The organism is Zymobacter sp. IVIA_12111.31 C1 (genome assembly GCF_047495495.1).
Classification (GTDB): domain Bacteria; phylum Pseudomonadota; class Gammaproteobacteria; order Pseudomonadales; family Halomonadaceae; genus Zymobacter.
On sequence record NZ_CP179930.1, the window covers coordinates 1,976,754 to 2,001,598 of the forward strand.

The window sequence follows — 24,845 nt, forward strand, 5'->3', positions numbered from 1 at the left end:
TTGAGAATGGCGGAGCGACCGCTTAGGAACAGAGATACCCACTTCTGGGCGTATCCTGCATATGCAAATATGGACAGCTCTGACTGATTCCCGTCAGAGCACAAGGACCGTCATCATGGCATTTGTAGTTACTGAAAACTGTATTCGCTGCAAGTACACGGACTGCGTGGAAGTCTGCCCGGTAGACTGCTTTCGCGAAGGACCGAACTTCCTGGTCATTCATCCTGATGAATGCATCGACTGCGCACTGTGTGAGCCGGAGTGCCCTGCTAAAGCGATCTTCTCGGAAGATGAAGTGCCCGAAGACCAGCAATCCTTCATTGCGCTGAACGGCGAGCTGGCCGAAATATGGCCCAGCATTACCGAGCGTCGCGATCCGCTGGCAGACGCAGAGCAGTGGGACGGCAAACCCGACAAGCTGCAGTATCTGGAGCGTTAAGCCTTTCCCAAGTGCGCACGTCACTTACCGGCGTGTGCACTTGCCCCCCCCCTCTCTTGTCTCGCAAGCCGCTCCCGCTATAGAAACGCAGCCTCAACACGCCTGTTTGAAAGCCCCCGAAAAGAAGAAAGTACATACACAACGAATCCAAACGCGCGCAGCCTCATGCAAGACAGGCATGCCTTTAATGTCTTATCAAATCAATACGCACAGGCAAGAAGATAAGGCAACGCCCACGCCGCCTTACGCCATCATCACAACCGTTATTTGTACTCCCTGCACTATACCTATTCCACATGGCAGGTGGCAGGTGGCAGGTGGCAGGTGGCAGGTGGCAGGTGGCAGGTGGCAGGTGGCAGGTGGCAGGTGGCAGGTGGCAGGTGGCAGGTGGCAGGTGGCAGGTGGCAGGTGGCAGGTGGCAGGGAGTCTCACGTTTTTATTTCTGCAAAGTCCATAACGCAAAACCCCGTCTTCCCAAGGGAAGACGGGGTTCATTACAACTGTCGTGCCAGACTTAGCGGCAGCTAGCCACCACTACGCCTGTAGCAGCTTACTGCTGGCCTTTGATTTCTTTACGGCCATTGTAAGGCGCTTTGGCACCCAGCTGGCTTTCGATAACCAGCAGACGGTTGTATTTAGCAACACGGTCGCTGCGAGACAGAGAACCAGTTTTGATCTGGCCTGCAGAAGTACCAACCGCCAGGTCAGCGATGAAGGTATCTTCAGTTTCACCACTGCGGTGAGAGATAACAGTGGTGTAGCCTGCATCGTGAGCCATTTTGATCGCTTCCAGAGTTTCGGTCAGAGAACCGATCTGGTTGAATTTGATCAGGATGGAGTTAGCGATGCCTTTTTCGATACCTTCTTTCAGGATCTTGGTGTTGGTTACGAACAGGTCGTCACCTACCAGCTGGATTTTGTTGCCCAGTTTTTCAGTCAGGACTTTCCAGCCTGCCCAGTCACCTTCGTCCAGACCATCTTCGATGGAAACGACCGGGTACTGTTCAGTCAGATCAGCCAGGAAGTTAACGAAGCCTTCGGAATCGAAGGATTTGTTTTCGCCAGCCAGGACGTATTTGCCGTCTTTGTAGAATTCAGAAGCAGCGCAGTCCAGAGCCAGAGTAACGTCTGTGCCCAGAGTGTAGCCAGCGTTAGCAACAGCCTGTTTGATGTCAGCCAGTGCTTCAGCGTTGGAACCCAGGTTCGGCGCGAAGCCACCTTCGTCACCAACAGAAGTTGCCAGGCCTTTGCCAGACAGTACTTTTTTCAGGGAATGGAATACTTCAGCGCCGCAACGCAGGGCTTCACGGAAGTTTTTAGCGCCAACTGGCTGAACCATGAATTCCTGGATGTCGACGTTGTTATCAGCGTGCTCACCACCGTTCATGATGTTCATCATCGGAACAGGCATGCTGAATTTGCCCGGCTGACCGTACAGTTCTGCAACGTATTCGTACAGTTCAATGCCTTTGTCGATAGCCGTTGCTTTAGCAACAGCCAGAGACACTGCCAGAATGGCGTTGGCGCCCAGGTTTTCTTTGTTTTCAGTGCCGTCGAGTTCGAGCATTTTGGCATCGATTGCTTTCTGGTCAGCAGCGTCCTGACCGATCAGCGCGTCACGGATTTTGGTGTTGACCGCTTCAACGGCTTTCAGGACACCTTTACCCAGGTAACGGGATTTGTCACCGTCACGCAGCTCGAGGGCTTCGCGGGAACCAGTGGATGCACCAGACGGCGCACAAGCAGTGGCACGTGCGCCACTCTTGAGGACGACTTCTGCATAGACAGTGGGGTTACCACGGGAGTCGAGCACTTCCAATCCACGAATATCGGCGATTTGTGCCATTACAACGCATCCTCATGATTCATACACGGCCCGAGGGCCGCAAGGTTGACTAACGCCTCGTACGCCAGTGGCATACGCGACGCAATGAAATCGGCGGGGCAGTCTATTCGACGACACTCACCCGCCCAAGACCATGATCTTACTATGGCCTTACCTTAGCGGGGATGATACCCCCAAACACATCGGAAGCGCTACGTCGCGACGACTGACCGCACGCATCGCAGCACTTCAATAGTTCGATTACGCTATATCCAGCGTAGGCAAGCCTTTGACCAGATCGTCCAGCGCCTTGACCTGGGCCAAGAATGCAGGCAGCTGCGCCAGTGGCAGTGCACACGGACCATCGCACAGCGCATGATCGGGATCAGGATGGGTTTCAAGGAACAGTCCAGCCAGACCGATAGCGACACCGGCACGCGCCAGCTCGGCTACCTGTTGGCGACGCCCATCAGCACTATCGGCACGTCCACCTGGACGCTGCAGAGAGTGTGTGACGTCAAAGATGACGGGCGCATTCATCGCCTTCATCTCACCGAAGCCAAGCATGTCGACGATCAGGTTGTTATACCCGAAGCAGGAACCACGCTCACACAGCAGCACTTTATCGTTGCCCGCCTCTTCGCATTTGCGAATGATGTGGCGCATTTCATGCGGTGCGAGGAACTGTGGCTTCTTGACGTTGATGACCGCGCCGGTTTTGGCCATTGCCACAACCAGATCGGTCTGTCGCGCCAGAAATGCCGGCAGCTGGATGACATCACAGACTTCGGCAGCCGCCTCGGCCTGCCACGTCTCATGAACGTCCGTCAGCACGGGCACACCATAGCGGGACTTAATGTCTGCCAACATGGCCAGCCCTTTTTCCAGCCCCGGCCCACGGTAGCTATTGATAGAGCTACGGTTAGCTTTGTCGAAGCTGGCTTTGAAGACGTAGGGCATACCCAACGCACTGGTCGCCTCAACGAAAGCACTGGCGATCTCGTCAGCCAGTTCGGCCGACTCCAGTACGTTCATGCCCGCAAACAGCGTCAAAGGCTGGTCGTTGCCGACCTTGCGCCCACCGATATCAATGATGCGTCCCGTGCCTGACATAGCTTACTGCTCCTGAGCTTGCGCCTGACGCGCCTGGCGGTGTGCCAGTGCTGCGTTGATGAAGCCGGTGAACAGCGGATGACCGTCGCGCGGCGTGGACGTGAATTCCGGATGGAACTGGCACGCCACGAACCACGGGTGATCCGGCAGTTCGACCATTTCTACCAGTGAATTGTCGACGCTGCGACCGGAGAATACCAAGCCCGCTTTTTCGAGATCGGCCACGAACTGATCGTTGATCTCATAACGGTGGCGATGACGTTCGACGATTTCTGCTGCGCCGTAGACTTCGCGTGCCTTAGAGCCGTCTTTCAGCAGGCAGGTCTGTGCGCCAAGACGCATGGTACCGCCCAGATCGGAATTCTCTGTACGCTCTTCGATCTTACCTTCCGGCGTAATCCACTCTGTGATCAGACCAACGACCGGGTGCTGAGTTTCAAACGAGAACTCGGTCGACGTCGCATCGGTCCAGCCCGCCACGTGGCGCGCAAATTCGATGACGGCCACCTGCATGCCGAGGCAGATACCCAGATACGGAATCTTGTTCTCACGAGCGTAACGCGCTGCAGCGATTTTGCCTTCGACGCCGCGCTCACCGAAGCCACCCGGAATCAGGATAGCGTCCTTACCTTCAAGACGTTCCAAACCGGTACGCTCCAGTTCTTCGGAATCGATATAGTCAATGTTGACCTTGACGCGCGTATGGATGCCTGCATGGATGAGCGCTTCGTTGAGCGACTTGTAGGCATCCAGCAGTTCCATGTACTTACCGACCATCGCAATGTTGACGGTCTTCAGCGGATTCAGCTTGGCGTCCAGCACCTTGACCCACTCACCCAGATCCGGCTCGGCGGCCTCAAGGCGCAGCTTGTCACAGATGATGTCATCCAGTCCCTGCTCGCGCAGCATCAGCGGAATACGATAGATGGTATCGGCATCCTGCAGCGGAATGACAGCACGTTCTTCAACATTGGTGAACAGGGCGATCTTGCGACGTTCGGATTCTTCGATCTCTACTTCGCTACGGCACAGCAGGATATCCGGCTGGATACCAATGGAGCGCAGCTCCTTGACGCTGTGCTGAGTCGGCTTGGTCTTGGTTTCACCCGCCGTACGAATGTAGGGCACCAGCGTCAGGTGCATGAACAGGGTGCGATTGCTGCCCAGCTGTGCACGCATCTGGCGGATGGACTCGAGGAACGGCAGCGATTCGATATCACCAACCGTACCGCCGATTTCGACCAGCGCGACGTCGTAGCCTTCACCGCCCGCGATCACGCGACGCTTGATCTCATCGGTGATGTGCGGAATGACCTGAACGGTGCCGCCCAGATAGTCGCCGCGGCGCTCTTTGCGCAGCACGTGTTCGTAGACACGACCGGTAGTGAAGCTGTTACGGCGAGTCATGCGCGAGCGGATGAAACGTTCGTAGTGACCGAGGTCGAGGTCGGTTTCAGCGCCATCTTCCGTTACGAACACTTCACCATGCTGGAAAGGACTCATGGTGCCCGGATCGACGTTGATGTAGGGGTCGAGCTTGAGAATCGTTACCTTGAGGCCGCGCGCTTCCAGAATAGCCGCAAGCGAGGCCGCAGCGATGCCCTTGCCAAGAGAGGACACAACACCACCGGTCACGAAGATATAACGCGTCATGGAAAACCCTGTCAGGTCTGTCCCGCCGAAGAACGGGGAGTGTAAATAAGGAAACACGGATACGCTGCTCAACTCGTGAGCAACGCAGCACCTCGCCATCATGGCACTGCAAAGCGGCCACATACCCGAAAGGGCGTGCAGCACATAAACTTCGAAAAGCCAGTAATGCGTAGGCGATCAGGCCTGCCGGATAGGCTGTTACCGATGACGACCACCGGTAGCGAATGCGGGCCTTGGATGGGGCATCAGAATAACAGAAACGCTAGCGGTGCTCAATTCATGGAATGGCGCAAAATAGCCCTACCGCCATAATGCACCATTGCATGTCGGCCCGCTTGCCACGTCACAGGCCGGACAGTGTACACTTAGCGTTTTGCTTGGACATGCACGGCACAGCGCCTCATGCCGCCAGGCGAGTACGCTCAGCGTACCCGTACCCTCTTGCGACGATGCGCCTCCCTTTCACGAGATTTACATAGATGACGTTCAAACCCTTGCTTCACCGGCTGGTCAATTCCCCTTATCTGGACCTCATTGGCGTTACGATCGTCGTCGCGGGCAGCCTATCGCTGCATTACCACTTGGATCGCGTGACCCACACCCTATCGCTGCTCGGCTGCGTTTCGATCCTCTCGACCTCAATGTCACTGATGTCGACGCGCTTAGTGTCTCGCCAGAAGAACCTCGGCAACGTCATCGGCGTATTCACGGCACTGTCGAGCGCCGTCATCGACTTCCTACTGGGCATCCGCTCCGCGTGGCTGACCTACCCCATTTCGATGCTAGCCAACCTACTGGCGGCACTGAAGTGGCAGCGTGGCGTCAAGGTACGCAGTTATGACACGCTCTACTGGATCATCCTCATGGCGAGCATGCTGCTGGGGGCGTTGCTGACCTGGCTGGGAGCGCGTCTTGCCAGCACGGACACCTTTAACAACATCGTTGCATGGTGTGGTCTGCAGCCCTCTGGACCGATCACAATGTCGACCAGTCTGTTCGTAACGACTTCTCTCATCACCGGTTTTGCCTTCGTCAGCAATACGGCCAATATCCTCAAGTATGAAGAGACATGGCTGACGTGGATGTGCTACAACCTCACACGCTTGTTTCAATCGCTGCTGACGCTCAACATCGCCAACGCCATCAAATACATCTTCTATATATTCAACGCGGTCATCACCTTCATCGACTGGCGTCTGAGCAGAGCGCCGTCACCGGCAGCGCAGGAGCGCACGTCACATGACCCGCGACGCTGACGGTATTTCGCAGCGTTCGAAGGCACCCATGCGCACTACCTCACCATCCTCTCAGGGGAAGCTATGCTGAGTCGTCTGAGCCTCAAACTGTTCGTGACTATTCTGATGGTCAATGTGCTGATCAGCGGCGTGATCTACTTTTCCGTAGCGCGCAGCATCGACCAAGGCTTCATCGAATACATCAAGCGCGGCCAGCAGCAGCAAATCGAGGCGCTCAGCAATGTAGTCATCGACCGCTGGGAGCGCAACGGCCGCAACTGGCGCTGGCTCTACGATAAGCGTGCTTGGGGACAGGTGCTGTCCTCCTCGCTGGAAACGCTCGACGAAGCCTCCAACGAAGCTGCCATTGCCACCCCCTTCTCTGATCCGCGCCAATTCATTCTGCTGGACATCACTGGCGACCGCCTAGCCGGTGCGCAGGTCGATTCCGTCCCGCTGTTGCGCGCCCCCATTCGCGGCCATGACGGCACGCTAATTGCCATTCTGGGCTACCGTGCACCCGAACGCGTTCTTTCCACGCTGGATCGTTTCTTCCTCAACAACCAGTTGCGCAACCTGGCCATCATCCTGCTGGCGCTACTGCCGGCCTCATTGATTCTTGCGGCAGGGCTAGCACTGTGGTTAGGACGCCGCGCTCGTGTGATGGCCCTGGCCGCGCAGGCACTGACGCTGGGCGACTACTGCGTACGTCTGCCGACCCACGGGCAGGATGAACTTTCGCGCCTCTCCAATGACATCAACACGCTGGCACGCACGCTGGAGCACAACCGTGAAGCGCGCCAACGCTGGGGCGCGGACATCGCGCATGAGCTGCGCACACCACTGGCTGTCATGCGCGGCGAGCTTGAAGCGATGCAGGACGGCGTACGCCCGATGAACGCCAAGAACCTGCATTCGCTGAGCCAAGAAGTCGAACTGCTCAATCGCCTGATCGACGACCTGCGCTTATTAGCCCAGTCCGATACCCACACACTGGACGCCCCGTTCGAGCACCTCAACCTGAGCGAGCAGCTGGCAACACAGATGGAAGAGCGCCGCTATTCGGTAGAGAAAGCGGGCCTGACTCTGACCACCGATATTGCGCCCAATGCCTATATCGAAGGGGCGCCTTATCGTCTGCGCCAGCTGTGGCGTAACCTGCTCGACAATGCCATTGCCTACACCGATGCACCCGGCGAGATTCATGTATCCCTTACTCTCAAGGCAAAAGAAGTCGTCGTTGTGTGGCAGGACTCTCCGCCCGGAGTCCCCGAAGATATGCTGGAACGCCTGACCGAGCGTCTGTTCCGCCTAGAAGCCTCGCGCAACCGCCGCAGTGGTGGCAGTGGTCTGGGGCTGTCAATCGTGCGTGCACTGGTATCGCTGCACAACGGAACGCTTCAGCCCTCCACCTCACCTTTGGGTGGGTTAATGTGGACCATTCGCTTGCCTAGAGCGCGGCATTAGGATTCAATCGGTAACAATTCGTTGAACCATTCCAGTGGGATACAGTCAATATGCTGTTATCCCAGCTGATTCATCGCGTGATCCCGATCATGCATTTTCGATCTGCAGCATGATTACGGAAAGAAAAAAGGTATTCGGGCCAATGTCGTGCTGTCGCGGGCTGCGCTACGGCCACCGAGGCAGCGATCACGCGAGGCCCAATCATCACAGTAGCGAGGAATACGCGTGAGCCACATACTCATCGTTGAAGACGAGCCTAAGATTGCCGAGCTGATTGCCGATTACCTGCACAGCAACAGCTACACTACGACCCATATCGACCATGGCGATCAGGTACTTCCCTGGCTTGAAGACAACCGTCCCGACTTGGTGCTGCTGGATGTCATGCTGCCCGGTATGGACGGACTGGCGCTGTGCCGCGAAATCCGCCAGCGCTCCGAACACATCGGGATCATCATGCTGACGGCACGCGTCGAAGAGATCGACCGCTTGCTCGGTCTGGAGATCGGTGCCGACGACTACATCTGCAAACCGTTTAGCCCCCGTGAAGTACTGGCCCGCACCAAGGCCCTGCTGCGCCGCATTTCTCAGATCACCCCCCCCGAAGCCGAAGATGATGCTTCATGCCCGCTGGTACTTGATCACACCGGTTGGCGCGCGCTGGCCAACGGCAAGGACCTTGGCCTGACCGCCATCGAATTCCAGCTGCTGAGCGTTATGATGCAGACACCGGGACGCATCTATTCCCGCGAGCAATTGATGGAACAGATGTATCGCGACCATCGCATCGTGTCCGAGCGCACCGTGGACAGCCACATTAAGAAACTGCGCAAGAAGATCGCTGATGTATGGCCGGACCGCGACATCATTCACTCCGTTTACGGCGTAGGCTACAAGTACAGCCCCGACGAATGATCCGCATATCGGTATGAAGAAAGGTGCCTTTGCCTCAGACACAGCACATGGGTCTGGACACAGGCACCTTTTTTGCGCTTCATACCATTACCATGCTTCTATCATCTGCTTCTCTCGTTATACCCCTTATAGCAGCCACCATGGCAGCGACCCAATCACGCCACTCGATCATCGCTCGGCTGATACCTTCCCTTCTATCATTACCCGCCCAAAACACACACGAAGCAGCGCTTACTCCCTGCGGCTCAAGCAGGCCTTACTCTCAGACAATCCTCACTACACGCTTTTGCACCATGCCACACGATTTGCAATGAAGTTTCCCACTTAGGGTGTCGACAACCCTTTGCGGATCATTACACTTGTAGCACGATAGATGCTCACCGGCTCGCGAGCATCACGATTCTCCGAACCTTTTGTCACAAGGCAAACGCATGAACCTCAGCAATTTCAGCATCGGCGGCAGCTCCATGGAAACGCTGCTGCACTACGGGTTTCAGCTCGTAACGGCTGTCATCACACTGGCCATTGGTTGGTGGATCATCGGCATGATCACGCGCGGCATTCAACGCCTGATGAACATCCGTAGCATCGACCCGACTCTGCAAGGTTTCGTGACCAGCGTGCTCGGCATTGCTCTCAAAATCATGCTGATCATCAGCGTGGCCTCCATGGTTGGCATCGCCACCACCTCTTTCGTTGCCGTACTGGGTGCAGCAAGCTTGGCGGTCGGCATGGCACTTCAAGGCAGCCTCGGCAACTTCGCTGGCGGCGTCATGATCCTGCTGTTCCGCCCGTTTAAGGTTGGCGACAATATTGTCGCCTCTGGCGTAGAAGGCGCCGTACAGCGCATCGACATCTTCCACACCATCCTGCGCACTGCGGATAACCGCATCATCTACGTCCCGAACGGCACGCTGTCCAATCAGGTGGTCACCAACACGTCTCATGAAACACGTCGCCGTACAGCCATCAGCGTCCTGGTCGACTACGAAGATGATATCGACAAGGCCCGCGAGATCATGCTGCAACTGGCACGCGAAGAAGAGCGCGTGCTGAAAGAACCGGCACCGTCTGTGTTCGTTGCCGCACTGAACGATGCCAACGTCAAGCTGACACTGTTGGTATGGAGCAAAACCAGCGATGCCAGCAATATGTCGCCGGTCTTTTCTGAAGCCGTCGTCAAAGCACTGCGCGCCGCCGGCTTCCGCCTGGGCGTGAATACGCGTAACAGTCTCTGATCAGACTCGCCGCATCCTGAGCGGGGCGTTCCACATTACAACCGATGTGGAACGCCCCGCTCTTTTATTGCCTGTTCAATTATTGCCCGTTCAATGATGTTAGCGTCAAAATCCATTGGAACTGCACGGAATATCCCCTTTTCGACGTTTTGTCAGGTTTGCCAATCGCCGCCCTTCACGCCACAATGACGCCCCTCCAATGCCGTAATATATTCATTACGTTACAACCGCATCGCACTCGAATCAGGCACGGCAAACACGGCGTTGCCTCTTCTTGCTGCGACAGCGCAAAGGGATTTTATTCATGTCCGCTGCTTACACATTGCTTCGTCGCACCTGCATCGCCCTGCCCATGCTGCTAAGCCTGGCAGCCTGCAGCCATGACACACCGCCCACGAAGGCTCAGGTACAGCAGGCCATGGAAAATAGCGCCAACGACTTCGTTCAGCAGGCCTACCTAGACGCCCTGCAGGCACACGACCTTGCCAGCGTTCGCAGTATCATCAGCCAAACCGACTATGCCATCACGGTAACGGACGTAGCGAAATGTGTGGCCGACAACACCGAAGAAGACACCAGCTCGCACTGGCAATGCCATGTCAAAGGCGATATCACACTGAACGGCCATCATTACCCCATCGACCACGACATCGACTTCTACCACAACCTTGATGAACGTACGTGGCAGATGAACCGCTAGACACTCTTTTCCCTCTCATCTTTACAGCGACAGGCCAAATCACTACATGACGCGTCTGTCGCTGCACCCCATTCCTCGGCTACGCTAGTCCTGTGTACTCACGCCTTGTCACACAGGAGCTGCTCATGGCAATACCCCGTCTACTACGCCCCCTTCACATGCTGCTGGCCACGGTTTCTTCCGCCATCCTGCTCATTACCGGCTGCACCGGCGCGCCCAAAGGAACACATCCGATCCCCGAGCTGGACCTCCAACGCTACCTCGGCACTTGGTATGAAATTGCCCGTTTCGATCACCGTTTTGAACGCGGCCTTGAGTGCGTCACTGCTCAATATTCGCTGCGTGATGACGGCATGATCCGCGTCATCAACCGGGGTCGCAATGCACAGAGTGGCGAGTGGAAAGAGGCCGAAGGCAAAGCCGCCCCGCTAAGCACGCCACCCGATGGTCAACTGAAGGTATCGTTCTTCGGCCCGTTCTATAGCGGCTATAACATTCTGGTGCTGGACGATGATTACCGCTATGCACTGGTGGTCGGCCCGAACCGCCACTACCTCTGGATACTGTCAAGAACGCCCACTCTGGATGAAACACGCTTCAATGCACTGGTCGCCATTGCCAGCGCAAAGGGTTTCGATACATCCGCGTTGATGCGCATCCCGCAAGATAGTGCCCATTGCGCCGCCTTATGATGGCTTTGGACTACAGTCGGCGTTCGGTTTATGGCATGATGCGCGGTCATTGATGCATTACATAGACGTGCCCAGTATGAACAGAGAAGCCTTGGCGCCGCTCTGATATACTGCGTTTTTCTATTTAGATACGGCACGAATCCTGCATATTTCCGTGATAGGTCGGAGTGCATTCCGCACCGTCACTACATGAACTCGTATTTTATTTCGCCACTGATCGACGCTTTCACTGACGGTTCAAGCCGCCCGTGAAGCGGCAGTGCTAGGCTGGAAGCTACTTCATGTCAGAAACAACGTCGACACCCCATCCGTTGGTCATCAACGATCTGCACAAAAGCTATGGCACGAACGAGGTGCTGCGTGGCGTATCCCTGACCGCTCGCAAGGGAGACGTGATCACGCTTATCGGCTCGTCCGGCTCGGGAAAAAGTACATTCCTGCGCTGCATGAACCTACTGGAATGCCCTGATGCAGGCGATGTCATCGTGCACGGTGAACCCGTCCAGTTCGCCACGCGCCGCGGCAAACGCACTATCGCCAACCCTCAGCAAATCCAGCGCATCCGTGCACGCCTGTCGATGGTGTTCCAGAACTTCAATCTGTGGTCGCACATGACGCTGCTGCGCAATGTGACCGAGGCACCGATCCACGTACTGGGTGTGCCTAAGAAAGAGGCTGAAGAAAAGGCCATGGCCCTGCTTGCACGTGTCGGCCTGGCAGAGCGGGCACACTATTACCCTAACCAGCTGTCCGGCGGCCAGCAGCAGCGCGGTGCGATTGCCCGTGCACTGGCCATGGAACCAGAGGTGATGCTGTTCGATGAGCCGACATCGGCCCTCGACCCTGAGCTGGTCGGCGATGTGCTTGGCGTCATGCGCGACCTCGCCGCCGAAGGACGCACGATGGTCGTCGTCACCCACGAGATGGACTTCGCCCGCGACGTATCCAGCCAAGTGGTATTCCTGAACCAAGGCCAGGTCGAAGAAGCCGGAACGCCCGCGCAGATCTTCGACAATCCGACGTCACTGCGCTTGCAGCAGTTCCTGACGCCGTCACGCCGCTGATTCACGGAGGCTCTGACGAGAGACGCCATGGAAAATCACACACTACAGTCCATCACTGACGCCGTTAAGGCGTTCTTCGATTTCAACGGCTACAGCCACTTGCTGCTGTCTGGTGGCTTGCTTGCCCTCTCGCTGGGGGTGCTGTCGCTGATCGTCGCCATCGTGCTAGGACTGTTGTCCGCCAGCGCACGTATTTCGGACAACCGCGCACTGCGCATCATTTCAACGATCTACACCACCATCACCCGCAGCATCCCCGATCTCATCCTGTTGCTGCTGATCTACTATGGCATGCAGGCCGTGATCAACGTGACTGCGGACAAAGTGCTTGAGTGGACCGACAACCGCGTCGACTTGCAGTGCACGCTGGATCCGTTCATGTCAGGCGTCATTGCCATTGGGTTGATCTTCGGTGCGTACATGTCCGAGACGTTCCGCGGCGCCTTCCAGTCCGTCAACGCCGGTCAGATTGAAGCCGCCCAGGCCTATGGCATGAGCAAGTGGCAGGTGTTCAGCCGCATCAGAATGCCATTGATGATGCGTCACGCGCTGCCCGGGATCGCCAACAACTGGATGGTGCTGTCGAAGACAACAGCACTGGTATCACTTATCAGCCTCCACGATATCGTGTTCTACGCCAACGAAGCCGGTAAAAGCTTTCACGCGCCCTTCCGCTTCCTGACCCCCGTTCTAATCGGCTACCTGCTGATCGCCATGATTTCGGAAGTCGTCCTGAAGTGGCTCGAACGTCGTTACAACACAGGATTCAAGGACGCCGCATGAACGATACGACTTCGCTTTCCTATACCTTGGCGCATCTGCTGCACAACCTGACGGGCATCAAATCACTGTCCGCCGAAAACCTGAGCCTCTACTGGCCCGGTTTCGTGACCACCATCCAGCTGACGTTCATCTCGCTGATTCTTGGGCTGTGCTTGGCACTGGCTTTTGCATTGATTCGCGCCATGCGCGTTCCGTTCGTGCATCGCCCCGTGGCCATCTTCACTTATCTCTTCCGCAGTACGCCGCTGCTGATCCAGCTGTACCTGATCTATTACGGACTGGGCCAAATCCAGACCGATAGTCAGCTGTGGCATACTCTGATTGGCTCGCCGTTCTGGCTGGCGATTACCGCCTTCATGCTCAATACGGCGGCCTATACGACCGAAATCATCTACGGCGCTATCAAGACAACGCCCAAGGGTGAAATCGAAGCAGCCCATGCCTACGGCATGAGCCCGCGCAAGACTATGTTTCGGATCGTGCTGCCAAACGCGTTCCGTCGCGCCCTGCCCGCCTACGGCAACGAAGTGATCTTCATGCTGCACGCCACAGCGATCGCCAGTGTGGTCACGCTGACTGACATCACGGGTGCCGCCATTCAGGTGCTGTTCAATACATACGATGGCTTCACGCCTTTCGTGACGGCTGCCGTGTTCTACATGGTATTGAGCTTTGCCCTGCAGGCCCTGTTCAGACGCCTGGAAAAAAAGCTGCTGATCCACACCCAGCCTGCTTCCGCGTAACGACTGCGTATATTCCCATGAAGGAAACACAATCATGACACTCTTCAGGAAAGCCGTGGCCGCCATCAGCGTAACTGCTGCCTGCTTGGGAGCGCTTCCGGGTCACGCGATCGCGGCCAACGAACGGGTACGTCTGATCCTCAACATTCCTTACGAGCCGTTCGAGTTCCGCAACAAGGACGGCGAACTGGCAGGATTCGACATCGACCTCGGCAACGCCATATGTGCACAGGCCAAGCTGTCATGCAGCTGGAGCGAACAGGGTTGGGAATCACTGCTTCCTAGCCTGATGACCCGCAAAGCTGATGCCATCATGTCAGGCATGACCATCAGCGATGATCGCCGCGAGCAGGTGCTGTTCTCCGATCCTTACCTGATCCAGCCTTCAGGCTGGTTTGCCCCGGTAGATTCGCCGCTGCGCAACGTGACGACGGACACCCTGCGCCATCAGCGCATCGGTGTGCTGCGCGGTTCCTCTCAGGATCGCTATGCTACCGACCTATACGGCCAGCACAACGATATCCGCCGCTATGCCAGCGCCGACGATGCCGTCAATGATCTGATGGCCAGCCGACTCGACATCACCCTGTTCGACTATCCCACTGGACAAAGCGCACTGCTTGAGGCCAGTCCGGGCCGTTTCAGGCTGGTAGGCGCCAAAATTCAGGATGAACGCTACTTCAACGATGGGTTCGGTATCGCCTTCAGGAAGCGCGATCAGGCGCTGGCCGAACGGTTCAACCGAGCGCTGGCCGAGCTCAAGGAAAACGGTACGTACCAGAAGCTGGTCGACAAGTATTTCCCTGAAACACCGCAGTAAGTAGACAGCACGTGTTCAGACCTGCGGGCAGCTCGCGCCTTTCCACTGCCCTTGTTATTACGCCGTTCCGGTACGCAAAGATTTCAACATGACGCGACGATTCCTCACTGTTCTCATGGCTGCGCTCAGCATTGCAGTCGCTTCGAATCAGGCGGCACAGGCCCGCAACAGCAACGACGTCACGCTGGCGGTAGAACTTTACCCCCCCTTTTCCTACCGCCTGCCGGATGGCTCACTGGATGGCTTTGAAATACAGCTGGGCAACCTGCTGTGCGAACGCGCGGGCCTGCACTGCACTTGGTCCGACCAGAGCTGGGACGCTCTCATTCCCGGCCTGATGATGCGCAAGTACGACGCCATCCTGTCTTCGATGAGCGTCACGCCCGAACGCGCCCAGCAAGTGCTGTTCTCTCACCCGTACTACAACACGGCACATATCTGGGTCGTAGCGCGCAACAGCACGCTCGACCCCACCGACATGGCTCAAATGAAAGGCAAGGTCATTGGCGTGCAGCGTGGCACGACCCGCGACGACTATGTGACACGCTTCTACGGCAGCACTGCCACCATCCGTCGCTACGTTGCCGAGCAGGACATCAGCAATGACATGCGCAGCGGCCGTCTGGATGCAGCACTGGTGGATATGCTCACCAGCCGCGACACCTTCCGCCTTCAGGATGCCGACTCGCTCTACCGTCAGGCGGCAGCACCGATCAGCAAACCGCTCGACGTCTTCGGCCCCGGTATTGCTATGGCGTTCCGTCCGCGCGATAAGGCGCTTGCCGAACGCTTCAACGCTGCCATTGATGAGGTGTACAGAGACGGCAGCATCCGCCCCATCATGGACAAGTACATCGGCATGGACATTCTCGTTCACGCTGATGAGCAGGATACAAAATAGCCTAACAGCACGGACTAACATTGCGCACAACAAAAAAGGGCCCCTTCTGGGGCCCTTTTTCAATAGGCAGTCTGGCGATATAGCGGTCAGGGTTGCTTGTGCTGCTGTTCCTGATCCTTTATCCATCGCTGCATCTGTTCAACCTGATGCTGCTGAGAATCAACAATATCCTTAGCCAGCGCCCTCATTTCCGGTGCAGTGCCATATTGCAGCTCCACCTTGGCCATATCGATCGCTCCTTGATGGTGAGCGATCATGGCACGCGCAAAATCCACATCAGCATTTCCGGTATACGTGATATCCATCGCTTTATGCATGGACATTCCCGCTTCCTTAAGCGCCTTTGTAGACGGTGCGCGCTGTGCCTGAACGGCTGTAGACGTTCGAGCATGATCATGCATCGGCATGGACTCTGCCATCGCAGCGGTACCCGTACCGATTCCTAGCAGAACCGACCCCAAAACCAGTGCATGATGAAGTGAACGCATGAAGCACCTCCCTGTGCAATCAAGCGATACGGTCTACTGTGCTATCCGCTCAGACGGCAGCAGCAGACGTGGATTTTTCTTCGGATGCCGGAATTTCATGACGACGGGGCAAGTCCGGGCCACGACGCAGGCAAGTGATACCGGCAGCTTTGTTGGCAAACGTGACCATGTCGATCAGGTCTTCGCGTGTCATGGACGCAATGCCTTTGGAAGACGCGAACTTGTGCTCGGACAGCCAGCACAGTACGGCAGCCTGGAAGGTGTCACCGGCACCCACGGCATCAACGACTTCGACCGGAATAGTCGGAACGTCAAAGCGAGTGCTTGAAGTGAAGATCGTCACACCTTTGGAACCGCGCGTTACCATGACCAGGTTGGTGCGGCCTTTCAGCCAGCGTTCGGCCATGACGCCACCATCTGCATCACCGTACAGCAGAGACAGATCTTCGTCACTGACCTTGATAACGTCAGCATAGCGGGCAAACGCATCGACCTGTTTCTGCCAACGCTGCAGATCCGGCTCGATGGTCAGACGAACGTTCGGGTCAAGGGTGACCAGACGGTCTTTGCCTTCGCGTTCCAGCAGCTCAAGCAGCGTTTCAGAGGTCGGCGATACAACCAGGGAGTAAGACCCTACGTGGATCGCGTGAACGTCCGTAGGCAGCGGCTCCAGGTGTTCTACACGCAGGGCGCTGTCCGGGCCTTGCTTGTGATAGAACGAGTACTGAGGCATACCGCAGGAAGACACTGCAACCATTGACAGCGTCGTCGGGTTGTCCATGCGAATCAGGAAGCGTGTGTCCACACCTTCGCGACGCATGATGTTGTGCAGGCGTTCGCCCAGGAAGTCGTTAGACAGACCGGTGAACAGCGCGGCGCGGCGTTCGAGGCGCGCCAGACCCACTGCAACGTTGTAAGGAGAACCGCCAGCTACGGCTTCGAAGTGTACATGGGGAGTATCTTCGCTTGCTCGTGCGCGGTCAGCAAAGAAATCGAACAGCGCTTCGCCACAAATAAGAAACATGTCAGCCTCATTGCTCAAGGTGCACTACGGGCACAGGGCGTCCCGTGGAGTCGGTTTAATGATCTTAACGCGGACTGTGTCCACTGGCGAGATGGTGAGGCCATGAATATTGGCTGAAATCATTAACCATTAGTCGATAGTCAGGCTCATCATCTTCCGCGAGAAGGCAGCACTCCATGCCGATGCCCTCGAAAACAGGGCGCTGGACACAGTACCGTACCGTCCATTCCTGCTGCTCGTTATCGGCCACAGGCCGTTGGGCTGCAGAATCCTTCCTCTCGTCATTTAGCATGACGCGCCCTATCGTCTTAGAAAAGGCGACCAATGGATACCCATCATAAGGTCTCATGGCGCATTGCTACCACAAATGGTCTCAATGATCATGTAAATAACTTTTAATGCCACGTTCACGTTACCTTAAGCAAAAGGCATATGGACGAAGCGTATGGCGAGGCGTACATTACGCGAAATCATACGGGGAGGCTCGACACCACATCACAGACGTTGCGAGCAGATGTGAGCGAGAATCGACGACGAGATGAAAATGCAGGAAGAAAAGAAGCCCTCTTGGCACTCGACGATCATTGGATCATCGACTGCAAGAGGATTTAAAACGCCCTTGGAGAGGCGATGAGGCAACTGCATACGCTCTACCGCTGACTCGTGTGGACAGCACGTCTTACGGTAGAACCCATACCGCAGGTCAGGAAACCTAAGGTATCGTTGGCAGCATCATGCAACCGGCCCTGTGGGCATGATGCAGCAAGCATGTGGCGCATGCTTGCGCCAAGTGTACGCAGCATTGTGACGGGGTTGTGGGTACCGACTCCAGTCCCCGTACGCTTGAGCTAGACTACGATAAGGCTACAAGCGAAAAGTTTCCAGATGGACACCGAGAGGTACTCCCACCCTGCCCCGCGACACTCTGTCACTTCCATTTCGTTAACACCGCACAGGGAGTCAGATACCGCACATTGTTCCCAAACTTAACAGTAACATGGAATTAGACTAAAGAACCATGCCCACTAGTACAGGTCGAGTCTTACCTACGCAGTAAGGTTTGCCAACACTCCTATACGCACCCGATACCCCCCCACATTACCATCAGACACTGAACTATCTCTTCACGCATATAGCACTATGCGCGCGCTCTGCCGCTTTCCGATCACAAGCACCCCGATGTTCCTTATCGAGCCTCACATGCAGAGCCCTTCACGTTCAGTCATCACGCATCATCGCGCCTCTATATTGCCTGTAGATCACCCAACATGCTCGACACACGGCATCACAAAAAAAGCGCACCCTAATGGGTACGCCTTCCTGCTCTACATATACAGCCTGTAGCACGCCAACGGACTGCCTTACAGCAGCGTCTTGATCGCTTTTTCCAGACGCATCATGCCATCTTCGATATCTTTCGGTTCGATGATCAGCGACGGTGCAAAGCGCAGCACGTCCGTACCCGCCACCAGCATCATCAGCTGCTGATCCATGGCCGCCTTCATGACATCACGGGCACGTCCTTTCAGCGCTCCCTTTAGCTCAGCGCCCAGCAGCAGCCCTGCACCACGCACATCGCTGAAGATGTCGTACTGCTGGTTCAGGCGCTCCAGGTGCTCACGGAACAGGCGCGAACGCTCAGCCACTCCTTCCAGCACTTCCGGCGTAGCAATGCAGGACACCGCTGCATAGCCTACTGCTGCCGCCAGCGGGTTACCCCCGTAGGTGGAACCGTGCACGCCCGGCTGGAACGCTTCGGCCACGTCGGATGTGGTCAGCATCGCGGCCAACGGAAAACCGCCGCCAATCGCTTTGGCTGAGGTCAGAATGTCCGGCACAACGTCGTACTGCATATAGGCGTACAGATCACCCGTGCGCCCCATACCACACTGCACTTCATCGAAAATCAGCAACGCATCGTGTTCGTCGCACAGCTGGCGCAGGCCTTCCAGAAATTCCTGCGTTGCCGGGCGCACACCGCCTTCCCCTTGCACCGGCTCGACGACCACCGCACAGGTCTTGTCGTTGATCAGCGCACGGGCGCTTTCCAGATCATTGAACACGCCGTGCTCAATGCCAGCCGGTTTTGGACCGAAACCGTTAGAATACTTTTCCTGCCCGCCAACGCTGACGGTGAAGAAAGAGCGGCCGTGAAAGGACTGACGGAACGAGATGATACCGTACTTGTCTTCGCCGAAGCGGTCGTGAGCATAGCGGCGCGCCAGCTTGAAGGCCGCTTCGTTTGCTTCTGTACCGGACTGGCACAGGAACACCTTGTCGGCAAAGGTCAGATCGACCAGTGCGCGCGCCAGTTTCAGCGCAGGTTCGTTGGTAAAGACATTGGAAACATGCCAGACCTTATCTGCCTGAGTCTTCAGCGCCTCAAGCAGTTCAGGATGAGCATGGCCCAACGCATTGACCGCGATACCGCCTGCAAAATCAACGTATTCGTTATCGTCCTGATCCCATACTCGACTACCTTTTCCTCGCACAATGATGGCGTCCTGGGGCGCATATGTGGGGATCATGTAGGTATCAAAGTCTTGGCGTGAAGGTGTCCTGCTCATTGTTGTTCCTAATTTTCTATCGTTGGGGAGAGCGTGCCTTGCCCCAAAGCCTCAAGGCATCGCGTCTTTCAGTATGCCTATCGCATCCGCGAAAGACGACCCATAAGCGGCCCAGCGGCCGATAAAACGTCGGTGCAGGCGCCCTCAGGGCCGTTGCCACGGCCGTGCTCTCGATAGCGTCGGCTGCGCTGCTGCGTTATGCTTTTTCCTACCGTTGATCGGGTAAGCGTATATGCACCCATCCCGCTAGGACGTACATGATCGCTACAAACATCAACACGATGCGGCATGTTCACTACATTAATATATGGTAAAAGATCTCGGTGACCTATGGCACGGTGCCCTTTCAACCACTGATGAGGTAACTGGCTTACCAATGCTCGTTTCAATCCTGGACAACGATTTCTACAAGTTCACGATGCAGAACGCTGTCGTGAAACTGTTTCCCAACGCATGGACTCGCTACCAGTTCATCAACCGTGGTCAGCACCGCTTTCCCGCTGGCTTCGCCGACCGCCTACGCCACGCGGTAGAAGGCATGTCGCGTCTGGCACTCACCGCCGACGAACGCCGCTTCCTCGAACGGACCTGCCCTTATCTCGATCCGTCCTATCACGATTTCCTGCAAGGCTTCCGCTACGACCCTTCCGAGGTCAAGATAGAGCAGAAAGGTGAAGACCTCGAAGTCGTCATCGAAGGCCTGTGGTACCGCACCATTCTCTGGGAAGTGCCGATCATGGCTCTGATCAGCGAACTCTGGTTCCAGATGGAAGGCCAAGACCGTGACAGCGATGAAGTATCGCTGGCCCGCACCCATCAGAAGATTGAGCACTATCGCCAGATGGGCATCAAAGTGGCCGACTTCGGTACTCGTCGCCGCTATTCTTATGACTTCCATGACAAGGTCGTCAGCACGCTGACGGAATACGGTCAGGAAACCTTCACCGGCACCAGCAACGTCTATCTGGCCTATCGCCACGGCATCAAGCCGCTGGGGACACATGCGCACGAGTGGTTCATGTTCCACGGGGCCAAATACGGCTTCAAGATGGCCAACAGCATGGCGATGAACAACTGGGTTCAAGTCTATCGCGGCGATCTGGGTATCGCGCTGACGGACACGTTCACGACTGACATCTTCTTCGACAATTTCGACAAGATGCTGGCCAAGCTGTTTGACGGCCTGCGCCACGACAGCGGCGATCCCATCGTATTCGCACAGAAAGCCATCGAGCACTACAAGAAGATGGGCATTGATCCGCGCACGAAAACCATTGTGTTCTCGGACGCACTCGACCCCGACAAAGTCGACCGTATCGTCGAGTTCTGCCGCGACAAGATTGGGATGTCGTTCGGGATTGGCACCAACTTCACCAACGATGTCGGTCTGAAGTCGATGAATATGGTCGTCAAGATGATGGATACCCGCCCGGACCTCAGCGATGACTGGCTGCCGGTCGTGAAGCTGTCGGATATCAGAGAGAAGAATACGGGGACGCCGGAAATGATTCGGTTGGCACGAGAAGTACTGTCGCTGCCCAACTGATCCGGCAACGCGTGGATATGTCTGCGCACCTGATCGTTGTCTTTATCATTGAGGCATTTTTCTTTGCAGGAATGCCTCAAGAATGACGATCAGGCGCGTCGGCGTTCTGGCAAGGCGTCGGTGGAAGCCCCGTCCGATACAGAAGCACTGCTGGATGCAGAAGCCGTCGACGAGTGAGTGGACACGTTTTCCTGCCCTACTGCACGCACGTTCGATACGCGCCGTGCGTCGACAAACGCTTTCATCAGTCCAGCCAGTTGTTCAAGGCTAATGGACACGCGCTCGACCTTCTTCTGCCCTTCCCACAACACGTCGATGATCGGCTGGTCGTGGTTATAGTCCAGCCCGACGATGCGCCCACAGCGTTGCTCACACCCATCGCGCAGCGTCACACCCAATAAATGGTGGATGTCGTCCATCCCCAGCGCCGGTTTACGATAATAAGCCATGTGATACCCCCACCTGTCCCTGTTCGCTAGGGCCTAGACCATTGCGCATGGCTCGCCCGCTAACGTCATACATTCCATATCTATTGCAGAAAGCGTTGAACACAAGAGCGGTCATTTTCACTCTTCAACGCATCATGCTTTTTCATCCTTTATGGCGATAGCATCGAATATACCCAATGCAGACCCTCTTAATCGGCAGAAAGCCCTATATCGCACACTACTCATAGTAGTTTAACATGCTTTGTTTGATACATTCTTTGCCCGTTGTCAACATTGACCGGCTTTTAACGCGAAATTTCATATAACGTGACGCATGCAACGGAATATGAGGCGATCACGCGTTATTATTGACACAGTGTAATAGCCTTTCGCATTGCCGCATGCCATTCACCTCGCAAAACCGCTATATTTTGGTCGAACGAACTTTCGGCTTAGACAACGTCCATTACCGCGGAGATATCGAACGTGATGCGTCCCTCAGCGTTACAGAAGTTCATGGATCAGCTGCCTTCCCAGATCGAACGTCACCGCAGTGCGCTGCTCGTCATTGATGTCCAGTCGGACTTCATGGCTGGCGGACCGCTCGCCTGTGCCAATGGCGAAGATATCCTGCCACCGCTGGCGCAGCTGATGGACGCTGATGTGTTCGATCATGTCGTGGCAACGCAGGACTGGCATCCCCGCGATCACGTATCGTTTATTAGCCAGTACCCCGATCACCATCCGTTCGATCTGATACAACTGCACGGGCATGAGCAGGTACTGTGGCCCGATCACTGTGTTATGAACACGCCGGGAGCGGCACTGCACGAGGCTATCGACTGGCGCCATGCGGATTTGATCCTGCGCAAGGGATTCGATACCCACGTCGATTCCTACAGTGCCTTTCGTCATAACGTCAATCAGCGCGGTGAACGCAGGGCCACTGGGCTAGCCGGTTGGCTGCGCGACGCAGGTGTCACCGATCTCTATCTGTGCGGCTTGGCACGCGACGTCTGTGTCCTGTGGAGTGCGCAGGACGCAGCAGATGAAGGATTCAATGTTCACCTGCTATGGCCTCTGACCCGCCCCGTCTCCTATGATACCAACAAGGCGACACTGGCAACGTTGGCGAAGCGCCAGATCAAAGTACTAGGACAGGCCGTCTGCCAGTAGCAACGCGCTTAATCCGCACAGTCCATACAGATCAACCGCAAGAAATATGCTCTTGCGCTCAGGGTCATCGGCGAAAGGTAACGTCGGCACGCCTTCCATTCATAACGACAAAAGACGGGTTCGATGAAGATTCTCATTCTTGGCGCAGGTCAGGTCGGCGGTTCGCTGGCCGAGCACCTGGCAGGCGAAGCCAACAACATTACCGTTGTGGATACCGATCAGCAGCGCCTGCGCACGCTGCATGCCCGACTCGACATCCAGACCCTGCAGGGACACGGTGCCCACCCGTCCACGCTTAGTCAGGCGGGCTGCGAATCCGCGGACATGCTGATCGCCGTGACCAACAACGACGAAATCAACATGGTGGCGTGCCAAGTGGCCTATAGCCTGTTCCGCACGCCAACCCGTATCGCTCGCGTACGTTCCGGTGCCTACCTGACATACCGCGAACTGTTCCGCGATGAAAATATTCCGATCGACGTGCTGATCAGCCCCGAGCAGCTCGTGACCACTCATATCCGACGCCTGATCGAATACCCGGGCGCACTGCAGGTCATCGACTTTGCGGACGGGCTGGCACAACTGGTAGCGGTCAAGGCCTATCGTGGCGGCCCAATGATCGGCAAGCCACTGCGCCAGCTGCACGAACTCGCGGGCGGGCTGGACAGCCGCGTGACCGCAATCTACCGCAATGATCACCCTTTCATTCCCACCGGCGATACGCTGATCCAAGACAACGATGAGCTGTTCTTTATCGCGGCTCACCAAGATATACGCAGCGTGATGGGCCGCATGCGCCACGCTGACCGCAACGTGCGCCACGTCATCATTGCGGGCGGTGGACGCATCGGCGAGCGGTTGGCACTGACGCTGGAAGCGACCCATCGGGTCAAAATCATCGAGCAGCTGGACGAGCGCTGCCACTTCCTCGCTGAACGGCTCGACAGCACGGTCATCCTGCACGGCAGCGCCACCGACAAGCAGTTGCTGACCGACGAGAATATCGACGAGTGCGATATCTACTGCGCGCTAACCAACGACGATGAAGTGAATATCATGTCGTGCATGCTGGCCAAGCAACTGGGAGCACGTAAAGTGCTGGCGCTGATCAATAACGGCGCCTACGTCGATCTGGTGCAGGGTGGCGTCATTGATATCGCCATTTCGCCGGCCCAGTCCACTATTAATGGCCTGTTAGCGCACGTGCGTCAGGGCGATACGGTCAACGTACATTCGTTGCGCCGCGGCGCCGCGGAAGCGGTAGAGATCGTCGCCCATGGCGATGCGCACACCTCACTGGTAGTGGGACGTAGTATCGACGACATCGACTGGCCGCCGGACGTCACGGTCGGCGCCATCGTGCGCAATGGGGAAGTACTGATCTCGACAGGCGAGCTGCATATCGAACACGACGATCATGTCATCCTATTGATGATCGACAAGCGGCGGATGTCGGCTGTAGAACATCTGTTCCGTGAGCGTCAGCGGGGATGGCTAAGCTGATGACCTGACAAGCCCTTGCGGTATCAGTGCCGATACCGCAAGCCCTTATCTCGTGCTGGAACAAAAAGCACTCTTCTCACCTTCCGTTCCAATGCACCACCACTGGCCTGATCACAAGGGTCAGTGCATTCCACGTTGATACGCCCACGCCGATAACGCATCTAACACCAACCCTTCATTTAAAGGTTAAGGGTCTGATTCACAACCTGAGTAATTTATTTTTCCCTTTTGCAATAGAAGGTTTCTACCGCAATTTTGTAGTTTGAAGTCCCTTCAATGGCATGGATATTGAGGTTACGAAACATGCTGTAAAGTGGTGACATATACGAACAACATCATGCTAATAGACTGTTTTGGTTATGGTTAACAACAGCGATATAACCATCATCTTGACCATTACAGACGCTTATCAAATCACCCTTATTATTAATTATATGTAATCCATAGCCTATATAATCGAACCGACTTTTTTACGAATTTCCCTATATAAAAAAGGCCGAAGACGGTTAGGTCTTCGGCCTTTTT

The 24,845-nt window shown here is 56.1% G+C and carries 22 protein-coding genes; 15 read left to right on the forward strand and 7 right to left on the reverse strand.

Annotation, left to right across the window (positions count from 1 at the left end; genetic code table 11):
- The first annotated feature begins 115 nt into the window (after positions 1 to 115).
- Complete coding sequence (gene fdxA / locus ACMHYW_RS09035; protein WP_414499648.1) at positions 116 to 439, forward strand: ferredoxin FdxA; 324 nt, start codon at positions 116 to 118, stop codon at positions 437 to 439.
- Between the two features lie 550 nt (positions 440 to 989).
- On the opposite strand, the gene eno is transcribed toward fdxA, so the two are convergent.
- The 3 genes from eno to ACMHYW_RS09050 form a co-directional block, all read right to left on the reverse strand.
- Positions 990 to 2,285 (reverse strand): phosphopyruvate hydratase, encoded by a 1,296-nt coding sequence (eno, locus tag ACMHYW_RS09040; RefSeq protein ID WP_414499649.1) that lies wholly within the window; start codon positions 2,283 to 2,285, stop codon positions 990 to 992.
- Positions 2,286 to 2,525: 240 nt separating this feature from the next.
- Complete coding sequence (gene kdsA, locus ACMHYW_RS09045) at positions 2,526 to 3,377, reverse strand: 3-deoxy-8-phosphooctulonate synthase (RefSeq protein ID WP_414499650.1); 852 nt, start codon at positions 3,375 to 3,377, stop codon at positions 2,526 to 2,528.
- 3 nt (positions 3,378 to 3,380) lie between these two features.
- The gene (locus tag ACMHYW_RS09050; protein WP_027704980.1) at positions 3,381 to 5,030 is read right to left on the reverse strand and encodes a CTP synthase; all 1,650 of its coding nucleotides are present in this window, start codon (positions 5,028 to 5,030) and stop codon (positions 3,381 to 3,383) included.
- Between the two features lie 479 nt (positions 5,031 to 5,509).
- Here ACMHYW_RS09050 and ACMHYW_RS09055 point away from each other — a divergent pair, with 479 nt between their 5' ends.
- From ACMHYW_RS09055 to ACMHYW_RS09105, 11 genes are all read left to right on the forward strand, one after another.
- Positions 5,510 to 6,286, forward strand: a complete 777-nt coding sequence (locus ACMHYW_RS09055) for a nicotinamide mononucleotide transporter (RefSeq protein WP_414499651.1) — start codon at positions 5,510 to 5,512, stop codon at positions 6,284 to 6,286.
- 63 nt (positions 6,287 to 6,349) lie between these two features.
- Positions 6,350 to 7,732 carry an ATP-binding protein gene (locus ACMHYW_RS09060; RefSeq protein ID WP_038278005.1) on the forward strand — a complete coding sequence of 461 codons (1,383 nt, stop codon included), beginning with the start codon at positions 6,350 to 6,352 and terminating at the stop codon, positions 7,730 to 7,732.
- 225 nt (positions 7,733 to 7,957) lie between these two features.
- Entirely contained in the window at positions 7,958 to 8,647 is a 690-nt protein-coding gene (locus tag ACMHYW_RS09065; protein WP_414499652.1) for a response regulator, read from the forward strand.
- Between the two features lie 431 nt (positions 8,648 to 9,078).
- The gene (locus ACMHYW_RS09070) at positions 9,079 to 9,885 is read left to right on the forward strand and encodes a mechanosensitive ion channel family protein (protein ID WP_414499653.1); all 807 of its coding nucleotides are present in this window, start codon (positions 9,079 to 9,081) and stop codon (positions 9,883 to 9,885) included.
- 304 nt (positions 9,886 to 10,189) lie between these two features.
- Complete coding sequence (locus tag ACMHYW_RS09075) at positions 10,190 to 10,585, forward strand: hypothetical protein (RefSeq protein ID WP_414499654.1); 396 nt, start codon at positions 10,190 to 10,192, stop codon at positions 10,583 to 10,585.
- Between the two features lie 125 nt (positions 10,586 to 10,710).
- The gene (locus ACMHYW_RS09080) at positions 10,711 to 11,277 is read left to right on the forward strand and encodes a lipocalin family protein (protein ID WP_414499655.1); all 567 of its coding nucleotides are present in this window, start codon (positions 10,711 to 10,713) and stop codon (positions 11,275 to 11,277) included.
- Positions 11,278 to 11,558: 281 nt separating this feature from the next.
- Positions 11,559 to 12,341 carry an ABC transporter ATP-binding protein gene (locus ACMHYW_RS09085; RefSeq protein ID WP_414499656.1) on the forward strand — a complete coding sequence of 261 codons (783 nt, stop codon included), beginning with the start codon at positions 11,559 to 11,561 and terminating at the stop codon, positions 12,339 to 12,341.
- 27 nt (positions 12,342 to 12,368) lie between these two features.
- Positions 12,369 to 13,124 carry an ABC transporter permease gene (locus tag ACMHYW_RS09090; protein ID WP_414499657.1) on the forward strand — a complete coding sequence of 252 codons (756 nt, stop codon included), beginning with the start codon at positions 12,369 to 12,371 and terminating at the stop codon, positions 13,122 to 13,124.
- Positions 13,121 to 13,867, forward strand: coding sequence for an ABC transporter permease (locus ACMHYW_RS09095; RefSeq protein WP_414499658.1), 747 nt, complete (start codon positions 13,121 to 13,123; stop codon positions 13,865 to 13,867). Before ACMHYW_RS09090 ends, ACMHYW_RS09095 begins: the two co-directional genes overlap by 4 nt.
- 34 nt (positions 13,868 to 13,901) lie before the next feature.
- Positions 13,902 to 14,687 (forward strand): transporter substrate-binding domain-containing protein, encoded by a 786-nt coding sequence (locus tag ACMHYW_RS09100; RefSeq protein ID WP_414499659.1) that lies wholly within the window; start codon positions 13,902 to 13,904, stop codon positions 14,685 to 14,687.
- Between the two features lie 88 nt (positions 14,688 to 14,775).
- On the forward strand, positions 14,776 to 15,588 hold the full coding sequence (locus tag ACMHYW_RS09105) for a transporter substrate-binding domain-containing protein (RefSeq protein ID WP_414499660.1): 813 nt from the start codon (positions 14,776 to 14,778) through the stop codon (positions 15,586 to 15,588).
- 86 nt (positions 15,589 to 15,674) lie between these two features.
- Here ACMHYW_RS09105 and ACMHYW_RS09110 read toward each other — a convergent pair whose 3' ends face one another.
- The 3 genes from ACMHYW_RS09110 to ACMHYW_RS09120 form a co-directional block, all read right to left on the reverse strand.
- The gene (locus ACMHYW_RS09110; protein WP_414499661.1) at positions 15,675 to 16,076 is read right to left on the reverse strand and encodes a DUF305 domain-containing protein; all 402 of its coding nucleotides are present in this window, start codon (positions 16,074 to 16,076) and stop codon (positions 15,675 to 15,677) included.
- Positions 16,077 to 16,125: 49 nt separating this feature from the next.
- On the reverse strand, positions 16,126 to 17,100 hold the full coding sequence (locus ACMHYW_RS09115) for a carbohydrate kinase family protein (protein ID WP_027704967.1): 975 nt from the start codon (positions 17,098 to 17,100) through the stop codon (positions 16,126 to 16,128).
- A gap of 1,361 nt (positions 17,101 to 18,461) precedes the next feature.
- Positions 18,462 to 19,667: an aspartate aminotransferase family protein gene (locus tag ACMHYW_RS09120; RefSeq protein ID WP_414499662.1), complete on the reverse strand. Its 1,206-nt coding sequence runs from the start codon at positions 19,665 to 19,667 to the stop codon at positions 18,462 to 18,464.
- 376 nt (positions 19,668 to 20,043) lie between these two features.
- Here ACMHYW_RS09120 and pncB point away from each other — a divergent pair, with 376 nt between their 5' ends.
- Positions 20,044 to 21,213: a nicotinate phosphoribosyltransferase gene (pncB, locus tag ACMHYW_RS09125; protein ID WP_414499663.1), complete on the forward strand. Its 1,170-nt coding sequence runs from the start codon at positions 20,044 to 20,046 to the stop codon at positions 21,211 to 21,213.
- An 89-nt stretch (positions 21,214 to 21,302) separates the two neighbouring features.
- Here pncB and ACMHYW_RS09130 read toward each other — a convergent pair whose 3' ends face one another.
- Entirely contained in the window at positions 21,303 to 21,662 is a 360-nt protein-coding gene (locus ACMHYW_RS09130) for a hypothetical protein (protein ID WP_414499664.1), read from the reverse strand.
- A 468-nt stretch (positions 21,663 to 22,130) separates the two neighbouring features.
- On the opposite strand from ACMHYW_RS09130, the gene ACMHYW_RS09135 reads away from it, so the two are divergent.
- Both ACMHYW_RS09135 and trkA read left to right on the forward strand, forming a co-directional pair.
- Complete coding sequence (locus ACMHYW_RS09135; RefSeq protein WP_414501489.1) at positions 22,131 to 22,817, forward strand: nicotinamidase; 687 nt, start codon at positions 22,131 to 22,133, stop codon at positions 22,815 to 22,817.
- Between the two features lie 123 nt (positions 22,818 to 22,940).
- Positions 22,941 to 24,320, forward strand: a complete 1,380-nt coding sequence (gene trkA, locus ACMHYW_RS09140; protein ID WP_414499665.1) for a Trk system potassium transporter TrkA — start codon at positions 22,941 to 22,943, stop codon at positions 24,318 to 24,320.
- Positions 24,321 to 24,845 lie beyond the last annotated feature (525 nt).